This is a genomic window from Thalassotalea atypica (assembly GCF_030295975.1).
GTDB classification, from domain to species: Bacteria; Pseudomonadota; Gammaproteobacteria; order Enterobacterales; family Alteromonadaceae; genus Thalassotalea_F; species Thalassotalea_F atypica.
Genome location: NZ_AP027364.1, coordinates 2,942,310 through 2,965,331, shown reverse-complemented (window position 1 = coordinate 2,965,331; position 23,022 = coordinate 2,942,310). Strand labels below are relative to the sequence as shown.

At 39.4% G+C, this 23,022-nt stretch carries 22 protein-coding genes; 12 read left to right on the top strand and 10 right to left on the bottom strand.

Going from position 1 to position 23,022, the window contains the following annotated elements:
• Positions 1-54: 54 nt before the first annotated feature.
• Both QUE03_RS13640 and QUE03_RS13635 read right to left on the bottom strand, forming a co-directional pair.
• Positions 55-381 carry a hypothetical protein gene (locus QUE03_RS13640; RefSeq protein ID WP_286262366.1) on the bottom strand — a complete coding sequence of 109 codons (327 nt, stop codon included), beginning with the start codon at positions 379-381 and terminating at the stop codon, positions 55-57.
• 201 nt (positions 382-582) lie between these two features.
• Complete coding sequence (locus QUE03_RS13635) at positions 583-1,875, bottom strand: CinA family nicotinamide mononucleotide deamidase-related protein (protein WP_286262364.1); 1,293 nt, start codon at positions 1,873-1,875, stop codon at positions 583-585.
• A gap of 101 nt (positions 1,876-1,976) precedes the next feature.
• Between QUE03_RS13635 and QUE03_RS13630 the strand changes: the two genes are divergently transcribed.
• The 4 genes from QUE03_RS13630 to dapA all read left to right on the top strand — a co-directional run bounded on the left by QUE03_RS13630 (position 1,977) and on the right by dapA (position 4,974).
• Positions 1,977-2,747 (top strand): DUF4097 family beta strand repeat-containing protein, encoded by a 771-nt coding sequence (locus tag QUE03_RS13630; protein WP_286262362.1) that lies wholly within the window; start codon positions 1,977-1,979, stop codon positions 2,745-2,747.
• Positions 2,748-2,940: 193 nt separating this feature from the next.
• Positions 2,941-3,657 (top strand): hypothetical protein, encoded by a 717-nt coding sequence (locus QUE03_RS13625; protein ID WP_286262360.1) that lies wholly within the window; start codon positions 2,941-2,943, stop codon positions 3,655-3,657.
• A 5-nt stretch (positions 3,658-3,662) separates the two neighbouring features.
• On the top strand, positions 3,663-4,043 hold the full coding sequence (locus QUE03_RS13620; RefSeq protein ID WP_286262358.1) for a hypothetical protein: 381 nt from the start codon (positions 3,663-3,665) through the stop codon (positions 4,041-4,043).
• Between the two features lie 19 nt (positions 4,044-4,062).
• Entirely contained in the window at positions 4,063-4,974 is a 912-nt protein-coding gene (gene dapA, locus QUE03_RS13615) for a 4-hydroxy-tetrahydrodipicolinate synthase (RefSeq protein WP_286262355.1), read from the top strand.
• A 37-nt stretch (positions 4,975-5,011) separates the two neighbouring features.
• On the opposite strand, the gene QUE03_RS13610 is transcribed toward dapA, so the two are convergent.
• A complete protein-coding gene (locus QUE03_RS13610; protein WP_286262354.1) occupies positions 5,012-5,875 on the bottom strand; it encodes an RluA family pseudouridine synthase in 864 nt (287 codons plus the stop codon).
• Positions 5,876-5,944: 69 nt separating this feature from the next.
• Here QUE03_RS13610 and QUE03_RS13605 point away from each other — a divergent pair, with 69 nt between their 5' ends.
• Positions 5,945-6,304 carry a ribonuclease E inhibitor RraB gene (locus QUE03_RS13605; protein WP_286262352.1) on the top strand — a complete coding sequence of 120 codons (360 nt, stop codon included), beginning with the start codon at positions 5,945-5,947 and terminating at the stop codon, positions 6,302-6,304.
• A 339-nt stretch (positions 6,305-6,643) separates the two neighbouring features.
• On the opposite strand, the gene QUE03_RS13600 is transcribed toward QUE03_RS13605, so the two are convergent.
• The 4 genes from QUE03_RS13600 to QUE03_RS13585 form a co-directional block, all read right to left on the bottom strand.
• Positions 6,644-7,318 carry a nitroreductase family protein gene (locus QUE03_RS13600; protein WP_286262350.1) on the bottom strand — a complete coding sequence of 225 codons (675 nt, stop codon included), beginning with the start codon at positions 7,316-7,318 and terminating at the stop codon, positions 6,644-6,646.
• A 192-nt stretch (positions 7,319-7,510) separates the two neighbouring features.
• Positions 7,511-10,294: an ATP-binding protein gene (locus QUE03_RS13595; RefSeq protein WP_286262348.1), complete on the bottom strand. Its 2,784-nt coding sequence runs from the start codon at positions 10,292-10,294 to the stop codon at positions 7,511-7,513.
• A gap of 26 nt (positions 10,295-10,320) precedes the next feature.
• A complete protein-coding gene (locus QUE03_RS13590; RefSeq protein ID WP_286262346.1) occupies positions 10,321-11,025 on the bottom strand; it encodes a response regulator transcription factor in 705 nt (234 codons plus the stop codon).
• Positions 11,026-11,088: 63 nt separating this feature from the next.
• Entirely contained in the window at positions 11,089-11,475 is a 387-nt protein-coding gene (locus QUE03_RS13585; RefSeq protein ID WP_286262344.1) for a hypothetical protein, read from the bottom strand.
• Positions 11,476-11,868: 393 nt separating this feature from the next.
• On the opposite strand from QUE03_RS13585, the gene QUE03_RS13580 reads away from it, so the two are divergent.
• On the top strand, positions 11,869-12,264 hold the full coding sequence (locus QUE03_RS13580) for an MAPEG family protein (RefSeq protein ID WP_286262342.1): 396 nt from the start codon (positions 11,869-11,871) through the stop codon (positions 12,262-12,264).
• A 103-nt stretch (positions 12,265-12,367) separates the two neighbouring features.
• Here QUE03_RS13580 and QUE03_RS13575 read toward each other — a convergent pair whose 3' ends face one another.
• The gene (locus QUE03_RS13575; protein WP_286262340.1) at positions 12,368-13,012 is read right to left on the bottom strand and encodes a glutathione S-transferase family protein; all 645 of its coding nucleotides are present in this window, start codon (positions 13,010-13,012) and stop codon (positions 12,368-12,370) included.
• A gap of 325 nt (positions 13,013-13,337) precedes the next feature.
• Here QUE03_RS13575 and QUE03_RS13570 point away from each other — a divergent pair, with 325 nt between their 5' ends.
• From QUE03_RS13570 to QUE03_RS13550, 5 genes are all read left to right on the top strand, one after another.
• Positions 13,338-14,204 (top strand): MipA/OmpV family protein, encoded by an 867-nt coding sequence (locus tag QUE03_RS13570; RefSeq protein WP_286262338.1) that lies wholly within the window; start codon positions 13,338-13,340, stop codon positions 14,202-14,204.
• Positions 14,192-14,641 carry a DUF3019 domain-containing protein gene (locus QUE03_RS13565; RefSeq protein ID WP_286262336.1) on the top strand — a complete coding sequence of 150 codons (450 nt, stop codon included), beginning with the start codon at positions 14,192-14,194 and terminating at the stop codon, positions 14,639-14,641. Before QUE03_RS13570 ends, QUE03_RS13565 begins: the two co-directional genes overlap by 13 nt.
• Before the next feature lie 277 nt (positions 14,642-14,918).
• Positions 14,919-15,626, top strand: a complete 708-nt coding sequence (locus QUE03_RS13560) for a TonB-dependent receptor (RefSeq protein WP_286262334.1) — start codon at positions 14,919-14,921, stop codon at positions 15,624-15,626.
• A gap of 92 nt (positions 15,627-15,718) precedes the next feature.
• On the top strand, positions 15,719-16,438 hold the full coding sequence (locus QUE03_RS13555) for a response regulator (protein WP_286267858.1): 720 nt from the start codon (positions 15,719-15,721) through the stop codon (positions 16,436-16,438).
• 18 nt (positions 16,439-16,456) lie between these two features.
• A complete protein-coding gene (locus tag QUE03_RS13550; RefSeq protein WP_286262332.1) occupies positions 16,457-17,797 on the top strand; it encodes an ATP-binding protein in 1,341 nt (446 codons plus the stop codon).
• Positions 17,798-17,835: 38 nt separating this feature from the next.
• On the opposite strand, the gene QUE03_RS13545 is transcribed toward QUE03_RS13550, so the two are convergent.
• Complete coding sequence (locus QUE03_RS13545; RefSeq protein WP_286262331.1) at positions 17,836-18,228, bottom strand: glycine zipper domain-containing protein; 393 nt, start codon at positions 18,226-18,228, stop codon at positions 17,836-17,838.
• A gap of 395 nt (positions 18,229-18,623) precedes the next feature.
• Between QUE03_RS13545 and QUE03_RS13540 the strand changes: the two genes are divergently transcribed.
• Complete coding sequence (locus QUE03_RS13540; RefSeq protein WP_286262329.1) at positions 18,624-18,860, top strand: RNA recognition motif domain-containing protein; 237 nt, start codon at positions 18,624-18,626, stop codon at positions 18,858-18,860.
• A gap of 139 nt (positions 18,861-18,999) precedes the next feature.
• On the opposite strand, the gene purL is transcribed toward QUE03_RS13540, so the two are convergent.
• The gene (purL, locus tag QUE03_RS13535) at positions 19,000-22,941 is read right to left on the bottom strand and encodes a phosphoribosylformylglycinamidine synthase (protein WP_434019778.1); all 3,942 of its coding nucleotides are present in this window, start codon (positions 22,939-22,941) and stop codon (positions 19,000-19,002) included.
• Positions 22,942-23,022: the final 81 nt, after the last annotated feature.

The following is a 23,022-nucleotide window of genomic DNA, read 5'->3' as shown; positions in this document are numbered from 1 at the left end:
TACCTAGCTACTTCTTATATATGCAATAACCACAAAATCGAAAAACTAGTCGATTTAAATATAATTGTCTTGATGAACTTTAATAAAATTCCCTGTTCCTTCTTTTGTGTAGTCGACCTTATATTCTTTGTTGTCTAATGCTTGGACAAATAGTAATTTTTTCTCTTCACCAAAAACCTCAATTGCTCCTAAATCGATCACTTCTTGGTAGGCCTTTTTGGCTTCTGACTTTTTACGTGGCACTGGGCCATTATAGACCTCCAGTCCTCGGTGGCTGATCAAAATCACATCGTGGTTGCCATTGATAATTAACAAATCAATTTTGCGGATTTTATGGATTATTGTATTTCTACCGCTGGTAATGAAATTTTTGTCTATCAAAATTTACCCCTTGTTGGCTTTACGCCCATATACTCTAATGTTTAATGTATCGAACGATAAAAAAGATATACTATAGAGTTTAATCCTTTTTAACGAAATAACATAATGTTAACAAAGATATAAATGCTATTAAATTACGTACAGAATATATTCACTTTCGTTCTGCTTGGCAAACTTGTTTTTACAAAAATGTTAAAAATATTATGGTAGTGCCCGATCAAGTACATAACGCGGTTTTTCATCACTTTTTATTAACAGCCGCCTTACCAAATCAATACATATTGCTGTGACATAATGTTGAAAGTAATAGCGACTTCCGGGCAATGATAGGGACACCGTTTGTAATTGATTTTGAGAGCCCCAAGCAATCCAAACCATCCCTACTGGTTTTTCTTCACTGCCTCCGCCAGGACCTGCAATACCTGATGTAGCTATTACATATTGTGCGTTTGATTTTTTCAATGCTCCTTGTGCCATTTCAATTACCGTTTGTTGACTCACCGCACCATCTTTAATTAGTACATTATGATCTACGTCAAGAATATTTTCTTTGATTGAGTTCGCATAAGTGACAAAACCAGCATCAAAGACTTGTGATGATCCAGACACGCTGGTAATCGCACTTGCAATTAACCCACCAGTACATGATTCTGCGGTCGTGATTTTTGCATTTTCCTTGAGCAATAATTCCTGCAAGTGTTGTGGAAAACTGAGGGGCTTTTTATCTATTTCCGCAACAATATGATCGCCTAGTAGCTGACGTAAGCGTTTAATCCATTTGCACTTATATTTCGCCGCTGCCTGTGTTTTAGTTGTGAGCTTAAGCTCTAGTAATGGCATTGAAGCTCTAAACCCAATTTCAATATCGGTAGGCCAGTCTGGGCAATTTTCATCAAGTATTTTCTGTAAGCTTGACTCTCCAATGCCGAACACTTGAAATCGATTCACATGATAGTGTTGAGTTTCTGGTATATAAGCAGCAATATTGGGCTTGATCTCGTCTCTTATCATCCGCTTAAGCTCTACGGGAACGCCAGGTGTACAGTAGACATGACAATCATTTACAATCACTCTAAAACCTACAGCGCTTCCAACACTATTGGGGATTACCTCACACCCTTTAGGAAGAAACGTTTGCTTAAGATTTGGTTTGTTGAGGTTAAAACCTCGGTATTTACACCATCTTGTTACATGTTCAAGTGCCTCTGGGTGTTGAACAAGTTCTACATTCATTAATTTTGCTAGTGCATCGGCGGTCAAGTCGTCAACGGTTGGGCCAAGCCCACCATTAACGATTAAGATGTCTGCCCGTCGAGTCATCTCTGCCATTTCTTCCGTTAAATGTGTTATTTCGTCGGCCACGGCCACTTTTCGCGTGATATTGAGTCCTAAACTTTGAAGCTCTTGGGCTATCAATGATGAATTGCTGTCGACAATATCGCCAACCATCAACTCATTACCAGTTAAAAGCAATTGTACATTCACTACGGCCATCACCTTTTTCAAATTAATTTCAAATAAATTTAAACCAATTGTTCATAACAAACATCAAATAAGTAAACAATCAGATAATAACAAATGTATAGGACAATACGATGAATAAATTTCCATTAGTAACATGTGCTTACACTCTATGTTTTTCACTATTATCAATGCCAGCACTAGCTGATGTGAGTGAAAAAATAGAGCAAGCTTATGCGGTAGATACAAGCAGTGAATTTAGCATTCATAACATCAACGGCAGTGTTAAAATTACTTCATGGCAAGCGAGTGAAATCAAGATTGTTGGCGTAAAAGAAGCAAAGAATCAATCAGATTTAGATCGTATCATTGTCAACATTGAACAACAGGGTAATAGCGTCAAAGTGGAAACTGAGTATGAGAAAGAATCAAGCTCATTTCGTAATCACTCTCACTCTGGCCACGTTTCTTTTGAAATATTCTTACCTAAAGACATTAAAGCCACAGAGGTCGATCTGGTTAATGGCTCTTTGGTGATAGATGAGGTTGGCGGAATGATTGACGCAGATTTAGTTAATGGATCCATTAAAGTTTCCGATGCTACCGGTAACTCCAAGTTGCAGTCTGTTAATGGTAGCATCAAAGTAAATTATCAACGTTTAAGTGAAGACGTTGACAAAATTAGTTTAAATACAGTTAACGGTAGCATCAAATTGTATTTGCCGGATAACGCTAATGCAGAAGTTAGTGCTGAAACAATGCATGGCAGTTTAAAAAGTGAATTTGGTTTAGAGGTTGACAAGAACCTGTTCACAGGGAAAGAGATGAACGGAACAATCGGCTCAGGTCATACACAAATCAGACTAGAAAGCGTTAATGGTAGTATTAAAGTGATGAACCAATAACAGCATAAAGTTACACGGTTTGGGTGCGCCCAATATTTTCTGAATGCTTTAAACGCTGCAATGGTTGAATGCATTCAGAAAAGTTTACAATTGTCGATCGAAATAGTACGTAAAAATGACTACAATAGGGGGTATCTAATGTTTTCTCCCTTATCTTTTAATGACTCAATTTTTTTATGCGTTGATGCTATGTATGTTTTTTTCTTTTGCACTATCTGTGCAAGCGTTTGCTAAAGAGTATGTGGTTGGTGTTGAAGATATTAATTACTATCCACTTTTTAATTTTTCCTCGAAATCCATAGACCATCCTAGCTTTACTCGGGATCTACTTATTTCTTTTTTTGAGGCCCATCAGCTTAAATTTCGATTTGTTGCCCTTCCAATTAAACGATTTGACCGTTGGTATATCGAACAAGATATCGACTTTAAATTTCCCGATAATTCACGCTGGCGTGTTAACAGCAAGGATAAACTTAACATTATATATAGCGATCCTGTCTTGCAATTGGAAGCCGGTACCTATGTGCGTATAGAGAATAAAAATATAGAGAAAAAAAGTGTCCGTAAACTTGTTACAGTACTGGGCTTTTATCCAACGCTTTGGCTTGATGAGGTGGCAAATAAGCAAGTGATCATGCATGAGGAAACCGTGCCGCTCAGTATTGTTAAACATGTATTATATGGAAACGCAGATGGCACAAACATTGATCCTAATGTGATCAGAAGCCACTTAAAACAAATTAATAAAGAAAACGAAATTGTTTTAGCACCCAATATTAAGCATGAGAAATATTTTTATCATTTATCCTCAATCAAACACCCCGAGATCATTCAACTGTTTAATATTTTTTTAAAAGATAACCCAGAGATTTTGTTGAGCTTAAAACATAAGTATGGCATTGAAGAGTAATTAAATTGATATACAACAGAGAACAACTCATTGGACAATGGTTTCGCCAAGTGGCAGTTGAGAATGGTAATCAACTGATCGAGTATGCATCATTTTATAATGACGGTTCATTTGAATTTTGCTTTGTTACCCAAGACAGTGCAGGAAACATTATTGAACAAATTAGTGAGCTAGGTGATTGGGGACTAGTCGGTGATATACATTTTACTATCACTAAAAATGAACTACTCGATGAGAAATTATACGCAGCAGAGTTGGAACATCCGGATAACTATCAAGCCTACAAAGTGTGCCAATTGTCGGTAGATTCATTTAGCTACCAACATATTCTCTCTAATGAAACCTTTATCCTCAAACGAGTAATTGATAATATCGGCCACTGTTAATCTAATGAGCGAGCAATTAATGAAGTCTACTCTAGCTGATGCCAGTCTGATCACCGCAATTAAAACACCGTACAAAACAAACGGCGATCTTGATCTTAAAACCTATGACGAGCTGGTAGAACAACAAATAGCAGCGGGTGTTGATGGTATTATCGTAGGCGGTACAACTGGGGAAGGTCACTTGTTGAGCTGGGAAGAACACCTAATGTTAATTGCACATAGCGTTCATCAGTTTGGTCAAAAATTACTTATTATTGGTAATACTGGCTCTAATAATACCCGAGAAGCAATTAAAGCGACAGAAAACGGCTTTGCTACAGGTATGGATGCTGCACTTCAAATAAATCCATATTATGGCCGAACATCGTTTAAAGGAGTGAGAGAGCATTTCTCTCGAGTGCTTGATATTGGACCTGCGTTTATCTACAACGTACCAGGAAGAACTGGGCAAGACTTAACACCTGATGTGATTGAACCGCTAGCAAAGCACCCTAATTTTATCGGCATGAAAGAATGTGCAGGTAATGAACGAATTGCTCATTACGAACAACAAGGTATTGCCTGTTGGTCTGGCAATGATGATGAGAGTTTCGAAGGACGCCATCAATATCATTCGCACGGGGTTATTTCTGTAACATCGAACATTGTTCCGGGGTTAATGCGCAAATTAATGGATAAACCAGAGCCGTCACTTAATCAACAATTACAACCGTTAATGAGTTGGTTGTTTTGTGAGCCTAACCCGATTGCTATCAATACGGCCTTGATGATGACAGGAGCGATTAAGCCTATCTTTAGATTACCTTATCAAGCACTAACACAAGCTCAACGTGAACAAGGCGTTCTTATTCTCGATGAGATTGCCGTAGCTGACTTGGTTGGTAATGCAGCACAAGTGCTAGATGACTCACTGTTTGAGTACAAGGCATAACACGTATTTTTTATCGTTTTAGATGTAATTGACGCGATTAATCTTTAATCGCGTCAATTTTGGAAAATTGTGGTCTTAATGATACGGGCAACTCATAGCATTTCTGCGTGCCATCTATGGGACAAATAAACTCAAGTTTAACGGCGCAAAGTTGTAAGTTTAGTTGTCCGCTGTAATGATGTGTTTTGTCACCATGGAGCCTATCGCCTACAACGGGGTATCCGAGTCCTGCACTATGCAATCTGATTTGGTGTTTTCTACCAGTGGCTATTTTTACGTCTAACAAAGACATGTCTAATACGTGATGATAGTCGTTAAAAATAAAGGTACTTTTAGCCGTTTTATCTTCGATTTTCTGGTTCACTTCAAGCGGCGACTTAGTCTCTTGAAATTGGCCGTGCACAATAATTTGATAGTGTTTCTGAAGATCATGCAATTCGAATAATTTGCTAAAACCTCTTGCGGCCGTTTTACTGTGAGCAATTATGATCAACCCTGATGCAGCGCGATCCAGCCTATGAACAACAAAAGCGGGTCGCGTCAATTCCTTTTCAGCCCATCTGAGTATGGTGCAATGGTCGCTCCACTTCGAGCCCTGTGATAACATACCATATGGCTTATGCCAAATGCTGTAATTATCTGAATCATGTACTAAAATTGCAGAAGGAGGTGAACGTTCTAGTATGCTTTTATCGTAGTAAAAGTGTAGTTGGTCACCTTGTGTTAACTTTTTCTTAAGGCGCCGTAGTCTTTGAGTATTGTTGTTTTTAGTATGCCATAAGGCTCCTTTGTCTATAGCTTGCTTGAGCTCACTGATTGAAAGTGAACAGGCATTTTTTAGATATGTGATCACATTGAGTTGTTCATCGGTGATATCGAGGTGTAATTCAAATTTATTCAAAACATAGCACTACGTGATTAAAAACCGCGTAATTGTAGCAAATACTAAACTTAATAAGAGAATTTTATCTTGGATAGAAATACAGAGATTTTTCCTGAGGATGCAATAGGTAATACGTTATGGCAAATAAATCAGGAGCATGGGGAGCTTGTACTTGAGCTCGAATGTGAAGTGGAATTTTCCGTGATTTTCACAGAGCAAGAGCAAGCTCTGAAGTTTGGTCAGTTTTTACTTGAAAATGGTCAAAAAATTTCCTTTTCGCCTTATCAGGGTAACGAGACTTTGCCTTGGGAGATAACAGCATACCCAATGATGTTGCTCAGCTATGAGAACCTCGTTAACTATCAAGCGTTATTGATGACCTCTTCCGAAGGCTTCTTGGGGGTGTTTGATGGCTGGTATTGCCCAAGCTTAAATGTCGGATTGTAGTTGATGGTATTGAGATAGGTGTAATGATTGATATTAAAGATTTTAAGCAACTACAAAAAAAGAGCAACCGATCGTTTAATGATCAGAAAGCTATGATCAAAAAAGTGATGGCTGGGCGGGAAATTAAGTGTCCTGATTGTGGCCAGAACGTTCAACTTTTTCCACCAGAGTCATCAAAGCAACCCGGGGTCAGGTGCACTAATCGCTGCACAGATATTGAATTAGATTTTTCATAATTGTAATGTCTTAGAATCTTGAGTTGTTTTGATGCAGGCACAAGATTAGGTGATGTGAAAGGCGAACATTTAATTGCACCCTTCCATCACTTATTAAGGAACATTATTTAAACGTTGCAATATCGCTCAAAGATTTCTTAACGGTTGCGTGTTTTGGCACTGTCGCATCATCTGCGGGGTAACCAGCAATGAGTAACATATAGGCGCGATCGTTGTCGGTGCGTTCACAAATTTTATTTAAAAATGACATGGGCTTAGGGGTATGTGTTAATGTCGCTAAGCCGGCATTATGCAGCGCACTAATAAGAAAGCCCGTCGCGATGCCAACTGATTCATGCACGTAATAATTAGTATTTTTATCCTCAGCATTTATTCCACCTTTTTTCTCACTGAAAATAGCAATGAGCCACGGCGCTGTCTCTAAGTAAGGCTTGTCGGCATCAGTACCTAAATCTTTTAATGCATTTAACCACTCTTCACCCGCACGACCGTCATAAAAGCCGCGTTCATGCATTTCAGCTTGCTCGCGAACTTGCTTTTTAATTGCTGGATCGCTTATGGCAACGAAGTGCCATGGTTGATGATTGGCACCACTTGGTGCCGTTCCCGCGGCTTTGATACAATTTTCTATAATTTCCTGCGCGACAGGCCTATCACTAAACTTACGGATACTATGGCGGCGCTTTATGTGCTGATAAAAATCATCAGAGCGTTGCAACATTTCTTGCTCGGGGTATTCAATGTAATCCGTTAGTGGACAATTTTCATGTTCTTTCATGGCCTGTGCTTCTTAATTAATTATTATAGTTTGTTGTGTGCGAATTAAGATAACGTGTTGTGATGAACGCTTCAATAGCTATGCAAAAGCGCTTTAAATTCACCTAAGAAAGTAATTATGGAATTGACTCAAATTTGTACAATTAAGTTTACTTGTGATTGCTACACAACTTGTTGATTGTCGATAACTTTATTATTTCATTGCGTTTTTTTGCAGTGTATCTAGCATTACCTTAACTAATATTTTGGGGTTAAATGGCTTGGCAACAAACCCGTTCATGCCGATGTCATGGCAGCTCTGTTTAGCACTATCAAGGACATCGGCCGTAAGCGCAATCACGGGAATATGATTATACTCGGGTCGAGATTTGATGATCTTTGTTGCTTCAAAACCGTCCATTTCTGGCATGTGTAAATCCATTAGCACTATGTCGTAATCTTGTGCTTCCATTGCGGTAAGTACCTCAACTCCATTCTCAACAGAGTCGATTGTTGCGCCGTACTTTTGCAGCATGCGCTCAAGCAATTTTCGGTTCAGTAACATATCATCGGCCAGTAATATCTTATAAGGAGAGAGCAAGAGGGGGGGCGGTGATAACGGCTTTATCGTGTTTGTCTCTTTAACTCCATTGTCTACACTAAAACAAGCTTTCAATTTGTGTGGTAACAAAGGCCAGTTTAATCGCTTAGTTACCTTGATTAGTTTATTGTGATGATTGTCATCATCCTGTTTGTTATTCTTTGGTGCGGTAATTTTAAATATGTATTGATAACGCGTGTTTATTTGTGCTACTTGCTGTTCAGTAAGTTGTTCTATTGCTTTCTTATCGATGAATAATCGATGACGTTTACTCGGTTTTTCGCTTAAATCAGTGGCGTTGAGTAGGTTTATATCTTGCCCTATTTGTCTAAAAAGTTTTGTTAAGTTTTGGCTAAAATATTGTGAGCCAATTAATAAGTCGCTTATTGAACTATCAATATCCTGACTATCAGATATTCTCCTGTTATCGGTCGTAATACAAGGTAAGGTCAGCGTAAATATTGAACCTTTCCCTAATATTGAGCATAGGTTGATATTGCCGCCCATTTTTTCAGCTAGGTTTTTAGATATAGCCAGTCCTAACCCTGCTCCACCATATCGTCGGGACGAATGTGGCTCAGCTTGTTCAAAAGGTTCAAATAGTTGGGCCGCTTGTTCTGAAGAAATACCTATTCCTGTATCCTCTACCGTGAAAATTAATTGAGGAGGGGAGGACTTAAGGGGAGGGATGATATCGACGGTTAAGGAGACACTACCTTGTGGGGTAAACTTGATCGCATTTGACAGCAAATTCAATAAAATTTGGATTAACCTTAGTGAGTCGATCTTAATTTGTTTCGGCAAGTTATTTGAAAGCACAACGTTATAACCTAGCTCTTGATTACCTGCACTTAAAGCGGTCAAGTTTAATACCTGCTGAATGGCGGTTTCTAAGTCAACAGCTTTTTCATTTAGTGAAAGCTTGTTGGCTTCAATTATTGAGAAGTCTAAAATATCATTAAGGATAGCCAAAAGAGAATGGGCCGACGTTAGCGAATCGTCGACAAGCGCGTATTGCTCTGGCGTCAGGGCAGAGTCTTTCATTATATGATGCGCACCAATGATGCCATTTAATGGGGTTCTTATTTCATGGCTCATGTTTGCCAAGAAGTGGCTTTTAGCACGGTTACTTTGTTCTGCCCTGGTTTTTTCTGTTGCTAATAGCTTGTTAGCAAGTTTAAGGTTCGCGGTTCTTTCTTCTACTTTACGCTCTAGGCTAATATTTAAGCGTTGCGAATTTTGCTCTGATACATTTAATTTCTCGGTTGTCATTTTCAAATTTTTGATCATCTCGTTAAATGCTAATGAGAGCTTAGCGAGTTCATCTTCTGATTTAACTTCAACTTCAACTTCGAAATTACCATCGCTGACATTTTCTACTGCCGTTTCTAATCTTGCTATTGGTTTAGATAGCAGACGTCGGATAATAAAGACACAAATCAACATGATCATAGATATAGAACAAAGGCTTAATAGTAATGTGTATTGTGTAAATTTTAATGTAGAGGCGTAGAGCAATTTTTCCGGTACAGAAAACACTAAAGACCAAGACAAATCAGCACCTATGATATTTATTGGCGTGTATATGATGTGAATGTTGTCTTGGCTAGATTTATCCCACAACACCTCAACGTATTCGGTACCTGTTTTGATATGCTGTTGGGCGGTTTTGCTGAGTTGTGGGACGGAGTTTCCTGCAATATAGCTTGCATCATTTGACAGCAATGCCACCGGGCTATCTTTCATGATGCGTATATTTTCTACATAAGACCTTATCTGCTGAATATTAAAATCAATACCGACTGCGCCAACGAACTTGTCATTAATGTACAGTGGCGAAGCAAGGCTTAGCAATGAAACCTCTTGGCCTGAGACAAGGTAAGTGTAGGGATCGAGTAGTACGGGTTTCTTGTGCAACTTGGGCAGGTTGTACCAAGTTGCTCCCTCCCAGTTGGTGTTGTTTTCGTGTACTAAAATATCATTGTGCCAATACCAGTACGCGTTAAGTCGGCCTGTGCTATCGTGAAAAGGGGCATTTTGGAATTGAAGATCTTTACCATCAAAGGCATTAGGCTCCCATAAGGTCCATATGCCCATATAGTCATTAGTATTATTCTTTATGATTTTATTTAACGTATTATTGATATGTTCTCTGTTAGGTTTATTATTAATCACGCCACTGGTCATCATGGCATTAAGCGCGTTTAATATTCCTAAACTGTGATGGATGTTTCGTTGTAAATTTATGCCATGGTATTTTGCCAACGACGTCGCTTGTTCATAAGTTTGTATTTTTGTCGTTTTCGCTGATAAACTTGCTATATATATTATAGTCGCCATAAAAAGCGCGATGGTTGTTATGCCTATCCATAGCAATAGTTTCTTACTAATATCCATAGTTCGCTCGACCTATGTTAAAACGTTTAAACGGTCGCAGCGTCTGCATGGGTCAACTTATCTATATCCAGTATGTATCCTTTACCTCTTACACAGGTAAATAAGTTTTCATTGATGTTAGCGTTCTTTAACTTGTTTTGTAGTCTAAAGATACAGGTATCAAAACTTCGACTTTTTCCATCATACTCTTTGTTTTTTAGCGAGCGAAAAAGTTCTTCTCTGCCGATTAAGGTATTATTATGTTTTAGAAAGAAATGTAGCAGCTCGAACTCATCACTTGATAGTGGAATTTTTTTATCATTATAACTGCAGTGAAAGTTTGCCTTATTCAGGTTGAACAAGCCGAGTCTAAATTCTTCTTGTTTATGGGAGGTGTTAACTATTAAGCGCTGGATGCGCTTAAGCAATACTTCAAAGCGCTTACTCTTGGCTACATAATCGTCAGCGCCAGCTTGCAATGCACGTATTTCATCCCGATCATTATTGCAACTTGTATGAAAAACGATAGGGGAATCAGTATAGGGCTTGATGATTTTACATAATTCTATGCCATCAATATCTGGCAAACCAACTTCGAGTATAATGCATTCTGGGTTGTGCTGACGAATATATTGAATGACGTTTTGGCTGTTCGATAACTGATTTACATTATAACCTTTAAGTTGAAATTTTTGTTTCAAAATTGCAGAGGTTGTTTCGTCATGATCAACCAAAAGAATGCTATTCAGCATAAAATCACCTTAGTTGGCACTTGATTCGCGTGCTTTGATTACTACTTATTTTACATCGGTGTGTTAGATGCAGCTAACAGCAACCCGTCTCTTTGCCGTCGGTTTTGACTGGATGTGTTTATGGAATAATTCAATAATGCCTCTGACTTTGTTTTCCATAATTCGTAATTCAGGAGAAGAAGGAAAAACGGAATTGAGCTTGGCGTTTTTCTCCAGATTACTGATGTAGGTAAACTCGTTTGTAAAACCGGTGTATCCAACAGTACCTTTGAGCTTGTGCATTTTTTGAGTAAATGGAAGCAAGTTTTTTTGTTCGAAATCTAGCCTAATTTCAATAAGTAGTGGCGGTATTGTTTCACAAAAGATGCCTGCCAGCTCAGTGGCTAGGCCCATATCATTGTCAACAATAGCTAAAAACTGCTTCAATTTATCATTTATTATTGTTTGCATGTGAGTTCATGTTTTTACAATTAGAACGAGAGCATAACAATAAAAAAACTAAGCACAACAGGGTGTTACACTAAAGTAACAAAATATTCTAGGTTGAAATGGTTAACGGTTTGTAAAGGTTTGTAATCAAGAGGTTTTTTCAGTTGTTATTATGATGTAGAACAAGAATGTGACATTATTTGACGAATTCGAATGAGTCATTAGGTGACTTATTGCAGCACGAAGATGCTCTTAGGGTGTGGATTTTGTCATTTTGGTTAAATAAGTGAATTATCAAAGTTGTTACAGAGCTCTTGTTTCAGTGAACTTCCGTTGCCGTAAATTGCTTTAATCATTGAAATTACTGTATAAAAGAATTCAATAAAGTTACTTAGAAAAAGATAAAGGAGTGATATGACGATATTAATTATTTGTTTATTCATTGCCATGGTACTACCGATTGTTGCCAAAATACCGGTGGCGATCGCAATGAATAATGCTGGAGGGTATGACAATAATCACCCTAGAGCTCAGCAAGCCAAGTTAACAGGATTTGGCGCTAGAGCGTTAGCTGCGCACCAGAATGCCTTTGAGTCACTGATTTTTTTTGCGCCGGCCGTTTTATTAGCGGTCGCAACGGGCAACAGTTCAGTACTGGTTACACAACTGGCGATTGTACATGTTGTTGCTCGCGTGCTTTATAACATTATGTATTTATTAGATTATGGACTTATGCGCTCTTTGGTGTGGGGCGTAGGCTTTTTTAGCTCAATAGTGATTGCTTATCAGTGTATACCTACCCAACCATAATATTCTGATCATGCTGCATTATTGAAAAAAGCGCCACAGGGCGCTTTTTGTTACTGCCTAAGTCGGTGTTTTTGACAACACCGTTAGGTTGAACTGTGCTGGCTTAGTTAAACAGGATGCCTTTTTCTATGTTGAGCTGGGCTTGCACAAATTCAAAAGCCACGAATCGCTGATAAAAGTCAGCAAGATTGCGATAGCTGGAAGAGTCTATTTCATATTGAGCATGCTCTAAGTTAATAAGGAATGCTCCTACGGCGATATCTGCAACAGAAAACTCATTGTCAATAAGCCATTGCCCAGCAGACATTTGACTGTTGAGATAATTAAATGTCTCGGGGAGGAGTTGTTTTCGAATTTCAATAATTCTGTTTTCATCTGGACTGTGGCCGAAAAATTTAGGACCAACAATCAACTGAAAATATAAAGCATTACAAGCCTCTGCTAGCTTACTATCAGCATATTCTTCGAACCAAAGTGCTCTGGCAAGAGACTCAGGATTTTCAGGATAAAGTGGGTTTTCAGCATGTACTTTTTCTAAATAGGCAATAATCACGGAAGAGTCGGAGAAAAGTGCGCCGTTATCTGTTTTATATCCGGGTATTTTTCCTAGTGGACTGGCTTGTCTAAACTCTGCATCTTCATCACCTGGTGGCAACATTTTTATCTCAAATTGAACACCTTTGTATGCGTGCGCCAATATTGCTTTTCTAACGAAGGGAGAGACTGCAACCCCGAAAATTGTACTCATGTTTTAACTCCTACTGGTCAACGATAAACTGAGCATAGGTAAATAATGCAATCTTGAAAACAGTGAAAAGTGTAAATAATCATATGAAAAGTGCAGCTAGTGCGCTTTAGTCTTTTCGAATAAAGCGGACAATTCAACGGTACCATCTCAAAAAAGCGCTTCTTCTCAACATCAAACGCTAAGTTTAACGTTAATATTATGTCAATCACGCATAGACCTCGGCTAAAAACGTCCTAGCAAAATATTACTTCACGCCTTACAATTTAGCTTGTGCACCCGTTTAGGGAAAATTTCTATAAAACAACGCACAATATACTGGGAACTTATGAATTACGTATTACGAGTTATTGTCTACTTATCGTTATTTAGCTTTTCTGCTTTATCGTCTGCCAAACAAGCTGAATCAAAAGAACAAGTTGTACCAAAACAGCAAGCACAAGCAGAGAATGCACTTCAAGAAAGTAGCGGCTTACATTGGGAATTTGATTTAGGCGCAATAGCGTTTTACCAAAAAAGCCTTATTCCTAGCTTAACTGACTACGACAAAGAAACTTCGTTATCAGCTATCGTGTCTGGTGGTATTTATTTTGATAAGTTTTTTGCTGAACTCTCTCCACTTTCAGGACGTCCTTTAACAATTGGTTACAACCTATATAAGGATGAGTCTCGTCAATTAAACCTTATTGCTGAGTCATTGTTTTATGATATTTCAGAAGAAGAGCAAGAGCATGGCAATTTGCTTGATGGCATTAATAAACGCGAGCAATCAATGGAGGTTGGACTTGAGTACTTTGGTATTCTAAAGACATATGATTTTAGGGTGAAACTATTGCATGACGGCTTATCTAAACATGATGGAACTATTGGTAGCATTGAAGTTGCCCGACCAATTTTTACGCGTTATGTCATGTTTGTTCCCGGACTTTCATTTACTTACCTCGATAGTAACACCACTAATTATTACTTTGGCGTTGCTCCAGACGAAGTCACTAGCTTCCGTTCCGTTTATGAGGCAAATAGCTCTTGGTTAGCGACGGCTAGGTTATACCTTGAACGTCCAATGAGTGATAATTGGTCAATCGTCGCGTCGACAAGCTATTCATATGTCAGTGACGAGATCCATAACAGTCCTTTTGTTGAAAATCGCAAAAATACCTACAACTTGAGTGTTGGAGTGTTATGGGCATTTTAAATAATAGATATGCGCTAAAGAAACGCCTCATCGCCATTGCTGCTGTGATGTTTATGCACCCTCAAGCCGTCGCGAATAATGAAACAACGGACGCTACGCTGAAGATGAAAGAGCCTCTACTGATTGCTAGCCCAAATGTATGCGAACTAAGTAAAGGTTCCTATTTATGCGAAATGAAAGCTGCCATCATTTGGGAAATGCCTACAGCTGGGCATTATTGCTTGTTTGAGCAAGGTATTGAGCTACCACTACAATGTTGGCGAGATAGCTGGTCAGGCAGTCATGTCCTAACATTTCAATCAGATAAAAGGCTTACGTTTGAATTAAGGGCATATCAAAATGATCACACCATAGGACAAGCGACAATCAATGTAATTGGTACATTAGAACAACGAATAAGAGCGAAACGTCGCCGTAGTTTCTTTAGAATTTTCTAAGTGAGTAAACAACAAGATGTCCATCGTTGAGTTACTATTCAATGTTGTAAATGTATTTTTAAGTTCTAGAACACAGCATAATAATATCCATGTAAATGTGATATTTTTCTTTCATCAAGCTTCTAAAATCCTATCCCTTACATAGATTTTGACATGTAATATAGTTTTTTACATTTACTCGACAGATTACGACACAAGCATTAAAGATTAAGACAGTGTTCACTTATAAACTTCCCTTTAACAAGTCACTCAACTTATATTTGTTTAAGGGAAAATTATGAAAAAAATATTTACAACAGCCGCTTTACTTTGTCTTTCAGCAACCACATTAGCAGCACAAACTACACCGCAAAATTTAATTGTTCGTCCTTTGACATTAGCCGATGGCGAGTTTAATTTGTTTGCTGGCGCCGTATATGGTGAACAATCAGATGACGATAAAAAATGGCAGATATTGCCAGGAATAGCCTACGGAATTACTGACAATCTAACATTAGGATTTGGAGGATTGACTTATCAATTGTTAGATCGTCCAAGTAATGGTTATGGCTTAGAGCTAAGCACAAGTATTCACTATGCGGGCTCACTAGAAGTAAAGGGCGCCGACGATACCGATGGCATTGGATTTGATATCACAGGTAAATATGTATTATCAAAGGACACCGCGGTGTTGTTCTCAACAGAATATGTGCATTGGGATGAGGAAGTTCGAGATAATCGCTATGAAATCCGTTATTCAATTGGAGTTCAACAAAATGTTTACAATGATGTCAGCGTATTTGCGAACTATACATATAGCGATTTGCATGATTTTAGCGATAGTTCGGCAAATGCAGGTACTATCGGTGTAAATTATGCTTATTCAAAGTCAGTCGATTTAGGAGTAGCTATAAATTATTCTGACTTTGATGCCATAGAAAATGGTTACAAAGCGGATAATGTTTTCGAAAAAAGTGTCGCTCTTTATGTCAGCAAACGCTTTTAATTGTACTATAGGACAACAGCACATAAAAACAGTAGCACGAAAGTGCTACTGTTTTTTGAGTTTTGAAAAAATAGATAGGGAATCTAACATTGATGAATCTGAATCAAGGACATGTATTTCTAGTTGAAGATGATGAAAGCTTAGCTACTTTGGTAAGTGATTATTTTGAACGCCAAGGCTTTAAAATTTCAGTTGAAGGGCATGGTGACTTTGCCGTCGAGCGAATATTGAAAGAAAAACCTGACTTAATCATTTTAGATATTATGCTGCCAGGTAAAAATGGCTTAGATATTTGTCGCGAATTAAGGCCACAGCTAGAAACGCCAATATTGATGTTAACTGCTAGAACGGATGATATTGATCAAATTGTTGGCCTAGAAGTAGGCGCGGATGATTATATTTGTAAGCCAGTGAAGCCTCGTTTATTGCTTGCCAAAGTCAATGCGACACTTCGCCGCTCTACTTTGTCGAGCTCAAAAGAAGATAATAACAAATCATCGGCTGAAATTATTTGTGGTCATTTGAAAGTAAGTAAGAATAAACAAGAAGTACATTTAGGCAATGAATTGGTAGAATTAACCACTAATGAACTTGAATTGCTCTATCAATTTGCTTCACACGCAGATCAAATACTAAGCCGCGACGATTTGCTTAACAATTTACGTGGTTTTGGTTATGACGGATTAGACCGAACCGTTGATATGCTTGTGTCACGTTTACGCAAAAAATTGGGTGATGATTCTGCAAAACCTCAAAAAATTAAAACGGTTTGGAAAAAGGGTTATTTGTTTGTCTCTGATGCTTGGTCTTAAAAGGCGAGAAATTCAGTTGTGAAGAGTTTATTTTTTAGATTGTACCTTTTATTGATTTTAACCTTTGTTGGCTTAGGTTGGAGTATTGATAAGCTATACAATAACACGCCATCAGAAAAACAATTAACCAGCGATCTTGCCTTACATAGGGGCACTTTCTTTTTACTTGATGCGGAATTAAAACGTCACCCTGTATCAAATCATAACCAGCATATTGAAGCTTTATCAACATCTTTTGGCTATCCTATCGCGTTAATCAACCTGAGTGAACTTTCTGACTTTGAAGAAAACGTAGAAGTTTCACTAGAGCTAAACCAGAAAACCTTTTTGCGTGCCGGCGGTATTGTCACGGTATTTGATGATTTAAAAGGAGAGAGTTGGTTTTTTAGGCTTCAGGCAGGTAGCGAACAGGTGATGGTTCTTGGGCCTATTTATACTGAGCCAGTCGTCCAGTCAGACGTTATTTATGTATTGGTGTTTTTTATAGGACTTGCCTTTATTGTATTTATTTGGGCGTGGCCAATATCAAACGGTTTAATGTCATTAACGAAAGCTGCAACGGCATTTGGTAAAGGTGACTTTTCTGTTCGCGCCAATAAGCAAGTATCGAAACCTCTAACTCAACTTGTTGATCGCTTTAATTCTATGGCTGATCGTATTCAGCGTTTGATTAAGTCTCATAAGGAGTTATCGCACGCTGTATCCCACGAATTACGCACGCCTATTGCGCGCATGCGATTCGCGATGGAAATTATACGCGATGAAGAGGATAAGGCGCTCACTCATCAATATCTAGATACTATGGAAGAAAACATTGAAGAATTGGACAGCCTTGTCGATGAATTATTGGTTTACGCTAAGTTTGACCGAGAAAACCCTGAGCTTATCTTCAAACAATCAAATTTCATTGACGTTGTTAACGAAGTGGTCGCAAAATTTGCTCAAACGGAGCCACATTTAAGCTTTGCTATCAATCAACAAAGTTTACCTGCCAACGGCCAAATTATTTGTATGTTTGATAAAGAGAGCATGATACGTATAGTGGATAACCTTGTGCGGAATGCGGTTAGGTATACAAATAACACAATTGAGATAGATGTTCATCATGATAAAAATGATGTCGTACTTTGTGTAAACGATGACGGTGAAGGGATCCCCAACGAGCAATGGCAATCCTTGTTTGAACCTTTTGTGCGACTTGATCAAAGTCGAGATCGAAAATCAGGTGGTATTGGTTTGGGGCTTGCTATGGTTAAACGCTTGATAGAATTACATCACGGTCATGTACGTATTAGCCGTGCAAAGTTAGGAGGAGCCAGCTTTATATTAAACTGGCCTGTATCCTTGCCCAATAGATAACGAATTAACATTTAACCTTTGGATTTCTGTTGTAGAAACTACCTTGGTGAGGTAGCTTCTACAACATTATAGCCTCTGTTTTGCATGCACTTAATGACAATGAATTTTTGCTCATCTTTTGCTTTGTAGCTTCCTCCAGCTGCGCCTATAGCTGCACCTGCTACTGCGCCTATGATGATGTCTTCGCCACTGTCAGCCGCGCCAGCAATTGCACCAGCTGCAGCACCAATCGCCATATCTGTTTTTGTATCAGCGTTTATATAACCACGTTGCTCTGCAACGCTTTGGCACTGTGATAGATCAGTTTCGTAATGTGTCAAATCACCTCCATCGACAATAGGACGATGAGCAGAGCCTGTATTTGAACATGCACTCAATAGTAGGCTTGAACATATAGCAGTGAGCAGAATAGTTGATTTAAAGTTTTTCATGATTGTTTCCTTAGTAACAGTTTGTATAAGTATTCTGCCCAAGCAAGATTTCTATTGCTGTATAGTTTTGTATAAATAGTTTCAAAGCATGATGCACTTAACGTTCGGTGCCATTTTAATTGCTTTAAATATTTTTAAGTCATTGATTTTGTGTAGTTAGTTTTGTGGTTACAATGAAAGGGGCTTTGACACTTTTATACATTTATTGTCGATAAACTTTGTAAATGCAGCAGTGAATTGCTCGTTTAGGAAGCTATGGCTCTGAAATGAATTGCTAGTGCAGTCAGTGATTTGTGCTTCATGTGACTTTGAATTTTCGCCATAGTAAAATAGCTTGGTCTATTGCCACTAACTTGAGATAATCACCCCCAATACCTCATTAATATTAAATTACTATGAAATTATTAGTTCGCAATCTGTCACGCACCACTACCGAGCAAGAGATTCGTATACTTTTTTCCGAGCATGGCACTGTCACTGAGTGCTCATTGGTGTTAGACCAAGAAACGGGAAAATCCAAAGGATTCGGCTTTGTCGAAATGCCAAATGATGAAGAAGCCAAATCAGCGTTATCTGCTTTGCATGAAACTCGAGTGGCTAAAAACAGGATTCGTGTAAAAGTAGCAAAATAAAATTCAATATTTATATGCACATCAAAGTAAAGCCAGCGAATAATGCTGGCTTTTTTATTTCTCATGATCAAGAGAAATAAAAAAGCCTGTCACTGACAGGCTTTTAAACAGGCAAACGAGTGTAAATATTCGCTAGCTATTAACCGATAAATTTACGAGCGTTTCTGAACATGCGTACCCACGGTGAATCTTCCAACCATTCGTCAGGGTGCCATGAGTTAGCTACTGTTCTAAAGACACGTTCTGGATGTGGCATCATAATCGTTACACGACCATCGGTGGTCGTCAGTGATGTGATACCGTCTGGTGAGCCATTCGGGTTCGCCGGGTAAGTCTCGGTTACGTCACCGTAGTTATTGACATAACGCATAGAGACTGTACCAGAATCGTTTGCAGCACCAATAGCTTCTTCTGAGGCAAACTCAGCACGACCTTCACCGTGTGAAACCGCAATAGGCATGCGAGAGCCTTCCATACCTTTAAAGAATATTGACGGGCTTTCTTGAATTTCTACTAACGAGAAACGTGCTTCAAAACGCTCTGATTCATTTTGAACAAAACGTGGCCAAGCGTCTGAGCCAGGGATAATCTCTTTTAAGTTAGACAACATCTGACAACCATTACACACCCCTAATGAAAAGGTGTCTTCACGATGGAAGAATGATTTGAACATTGTTTTTGCTTTAGCGTTAAATAAGATTGATTTTGCCCAACCTTCGCCAGCGCCTAATACGTCACCGTATGAGAAGCCACCACAAGCTACAAGGCCTTGGAAGTTAGCCAAATCAACGCGACCCGCTAGGATGTCTGACATGTGAACATCAATGGCGATAAAACCTGCTCGGTCAAAAGCTGCGGCCATTTCAACATGGGAGTTAACCCCTTGTTCTCTCAAAATGGCAACGCGAGGGTTAGTTTCATTTTCGGCGTCTTTAATGATTAAATCACTAACGATATCTTCGTTAAGGTCAAATGTTAATTCTGCATTAAGCCCTGGATCTTCAGTATCAAATTTAACATCAAATTCTTCTTGGGCACACGCTGGGTTATCACGTAATGCCTGCATTTTCAATGTTGTTTCAGCCCAAACCGTACGGAAATAAGTACGAGAATTTTCAAGTACTGTGTCACCATCACGAGTGAAGCGAATCATGTCGTCGTTGTTTAAGCGGGCTACGTCAGTGCAAAGCGCCAAAATACCATGTTGTTCGAAAATGGCATGAATGGCATCAACGTCTGATTCACGAATTTGAATCACAGCGCCAAGCTCTTCATGGAACATGACTTCTAAATCACTACCGTTTAGCTTACTTAGATCAACGTCTATACCGGTATGACCGGCAAAGGCCATTTCCGTGATAGCTGTAAACAAACCGCCGTCACTGCGATCATGGTACGCAACTAACTTCTCTTCGCGGACAAGTGTTTGCATAGCGTTAAAGAAGCCTTTCAATTGCTCTGCGTTATCAACATCAGGTGTTTCTTTACCCAGTTGTTTATAAACTTGTGCTAAACAAGAGCCACCTAAACGGTTTTTACCGTTTGATAGGTCAATTGCAACGATGCGGCTTTCTAATGCTGAGCCGTCTTTATCCGTCGTCCTTAATTCTGGCGTTACAGTTTTTCTAATGTCTTCAACACGTCCAAAGGCAGTGATAACCAATGACATTGGAGAGGTTACGGACTTCTCTTCACCGTCTTCATTCCATTGTGTTTTCATTGACATCGAGTCTTTGCCGACAGGAATAGTAAGGCCTAGTGCTGGACATAACTCCTCACCGACGGCTTTGACTGCTTCATACAAACCTGCATCTTCACCTGGGTGGCCTGCTGGTGACATCCAGTTAGCAGAAAGCTTGATACGATTTAAATCACCAATATCTGTTCCGGCGATGTTAGTCAGTGACTCTGCTACAGCTAATCGTGCAGAGGCGCCATAATTTAATAAGGCAACAGGTGTTCGTTCACCCATCGACATCGCCTCACCGTGATATGAATCAAGCGCGGCCGCAGTAACGCCGCAGTCAGCCACTGGTACTTGCCATGGTCCAACCATTTGATCGCGATTAACCATGCCGGTTACAGAGCGATCGCCAATGGTGATAAGGAATGTTTTCTCGGCAATGGTAGGTAATCGTAGTAAACGGTCTGCTGCTTCTTTAACCGATACATTGCTTAGGTCTAATGTTTTACCCGTTTCTTTAACTGATTTAACGTCTTTAATAATTTTAGGTGTTTTACCCAATAAGACATCCAAAGGTAAATCGATTGGCGTATCTTTTTCCGAGCCAGCAAAATGCTCATCAGTTACGGTCAAGTGTTCTTCTTCAGTTGCTTTACCTACGACAGCAAATGGCGCACGTTCACGTTGACAGATTGCTTCAAAAACCGGCAATTGCTCATCAGATACCGCCATTACGTAGCGTTCTTGTGATTCGTTACACCAAATTTCGTGTGGTGCCATACTGCGCTCGTCATTCGGGACATTTCGTAGTTCAAAATTACCACCACGGCCACCATCAGACACCAACTCAGGAAAAGCGTTTGATAAACCACCTGCGCCAACATCGTGAATAAATAGAATAGGGTTGTCTTCACCTAGTTGCCAACAACGGTCAATAACTTCCTGACAACGACGTTCCATTTCTGGGTTTTCCCGTTGCACAGAGGCGAAATCCAAGTTTTCAGCAGACTGGCCAGAAGCCATTGATGAGGCAGCGCCGCCACCAAGACCAATGTTCATAGCTGGACCACCTAATACAATTAAGTTGGCGCCAACGTTAATTTCACCTTTTTGTACGTGTTCATCTCGAATGTTACCTAAACCACCAGCGATCATGATTGGCTTGTGGTAACCACGTACTTCTTCGCCGTTAAACGAGTTCACTTTTTCTTCGTAGGTACGGAAATAACCAGTGATCGCAGGGCGACCAAATTCATTGTTAAATGCTGCGCCGCCTAACGGGCCTTCGGTCATGATATCAAGGGCATTAACAATGCGGCCTGGTTTGCCAAAATCTGTTTCCCATGGTTGTTCAAAACCTGGGATTCGTAAATTAGATACAGAGAAACCAACTAAACCTGCTTTTGGTTTTGAACCAACACCCGTTGCACCTTCATCACGGATTTCACCACCTGAGCCTGTTGCAGCCCCTGGATATGGCGAGATTGCAGTAGGGTGATTGTGGGTTTCAACTTTCATTAGAATTTGAATGTCTTCATGATGATAAGCGTATTCTTGAGAATCTGGGTCTGCGAAAAAACGTCCGCCTTCTGAGCCAACCATGACGGCGGCATTATCTTTATATGCAGATAAAACGTAGTCTGGGTTCACTTCATGGGTGTTACGGATCATCTTAAATAATGATTTTGGTTGCTTAACACCGTCAATGGTCCAATCGGCATTGAAGATTTTATGACGACAATGCTCTGAGTTGGCTTGTGCAAACATGTAAAGTTCAATGTCGTGTGGGTTGCGCCCCAATTTAGCGAAGTTTTCCGCTAAGTAAGTAATTTCATCGTCAGCTAATGCCAAGCCCATTTCAATATTGGCATTTACCAGTGCCTCACGACCACCCGATAATACGTCAACTGAAGTAAATTCACCGGGCTCAGCAGTGGCAAATAATGCCGCAGCGTCGTTAAATTCAGCAAATACTGATTCCATCATACGATCGTGAATTAAGTTATTCACTTGTTGTTCTTGTTCGGCTGATAGCGTGTCTGCTTGCACATAATAGGCAATACCACGCTCTAAGCGGACAACTTTGTCTAAACCACAGTTATGAGCAATATCGGTTGATTTAGAAGACCACGGCGAAATAGTGCCAGGGCGAGGGGTGACGAGTAGCAATGTGCCAGCAGGTTCATGCTCTTCTATGGTCGGCCCATAGGTTAGTAACTTGGCTAGAACATCTGATTCATGATCAGTTAGCTCTGCAGATACGTGTGCAAAGTGAGTAAACTCCGCATAAATATCATTAACAGGAAGGCCAAGTTCAGCACATTGTGAAAGTAGTTTTTTAGTACGAAATTCAGAAAGTGCCGGAGCGCCTCGAAGGGTTTGGATCAACATCGCCATTTGTTTACACACCAGTAAATTTTATTAGGGGAAAAAATCGCGCGTATTATAGTTGAAATACTCGGTTTTGATAAGTAAAAA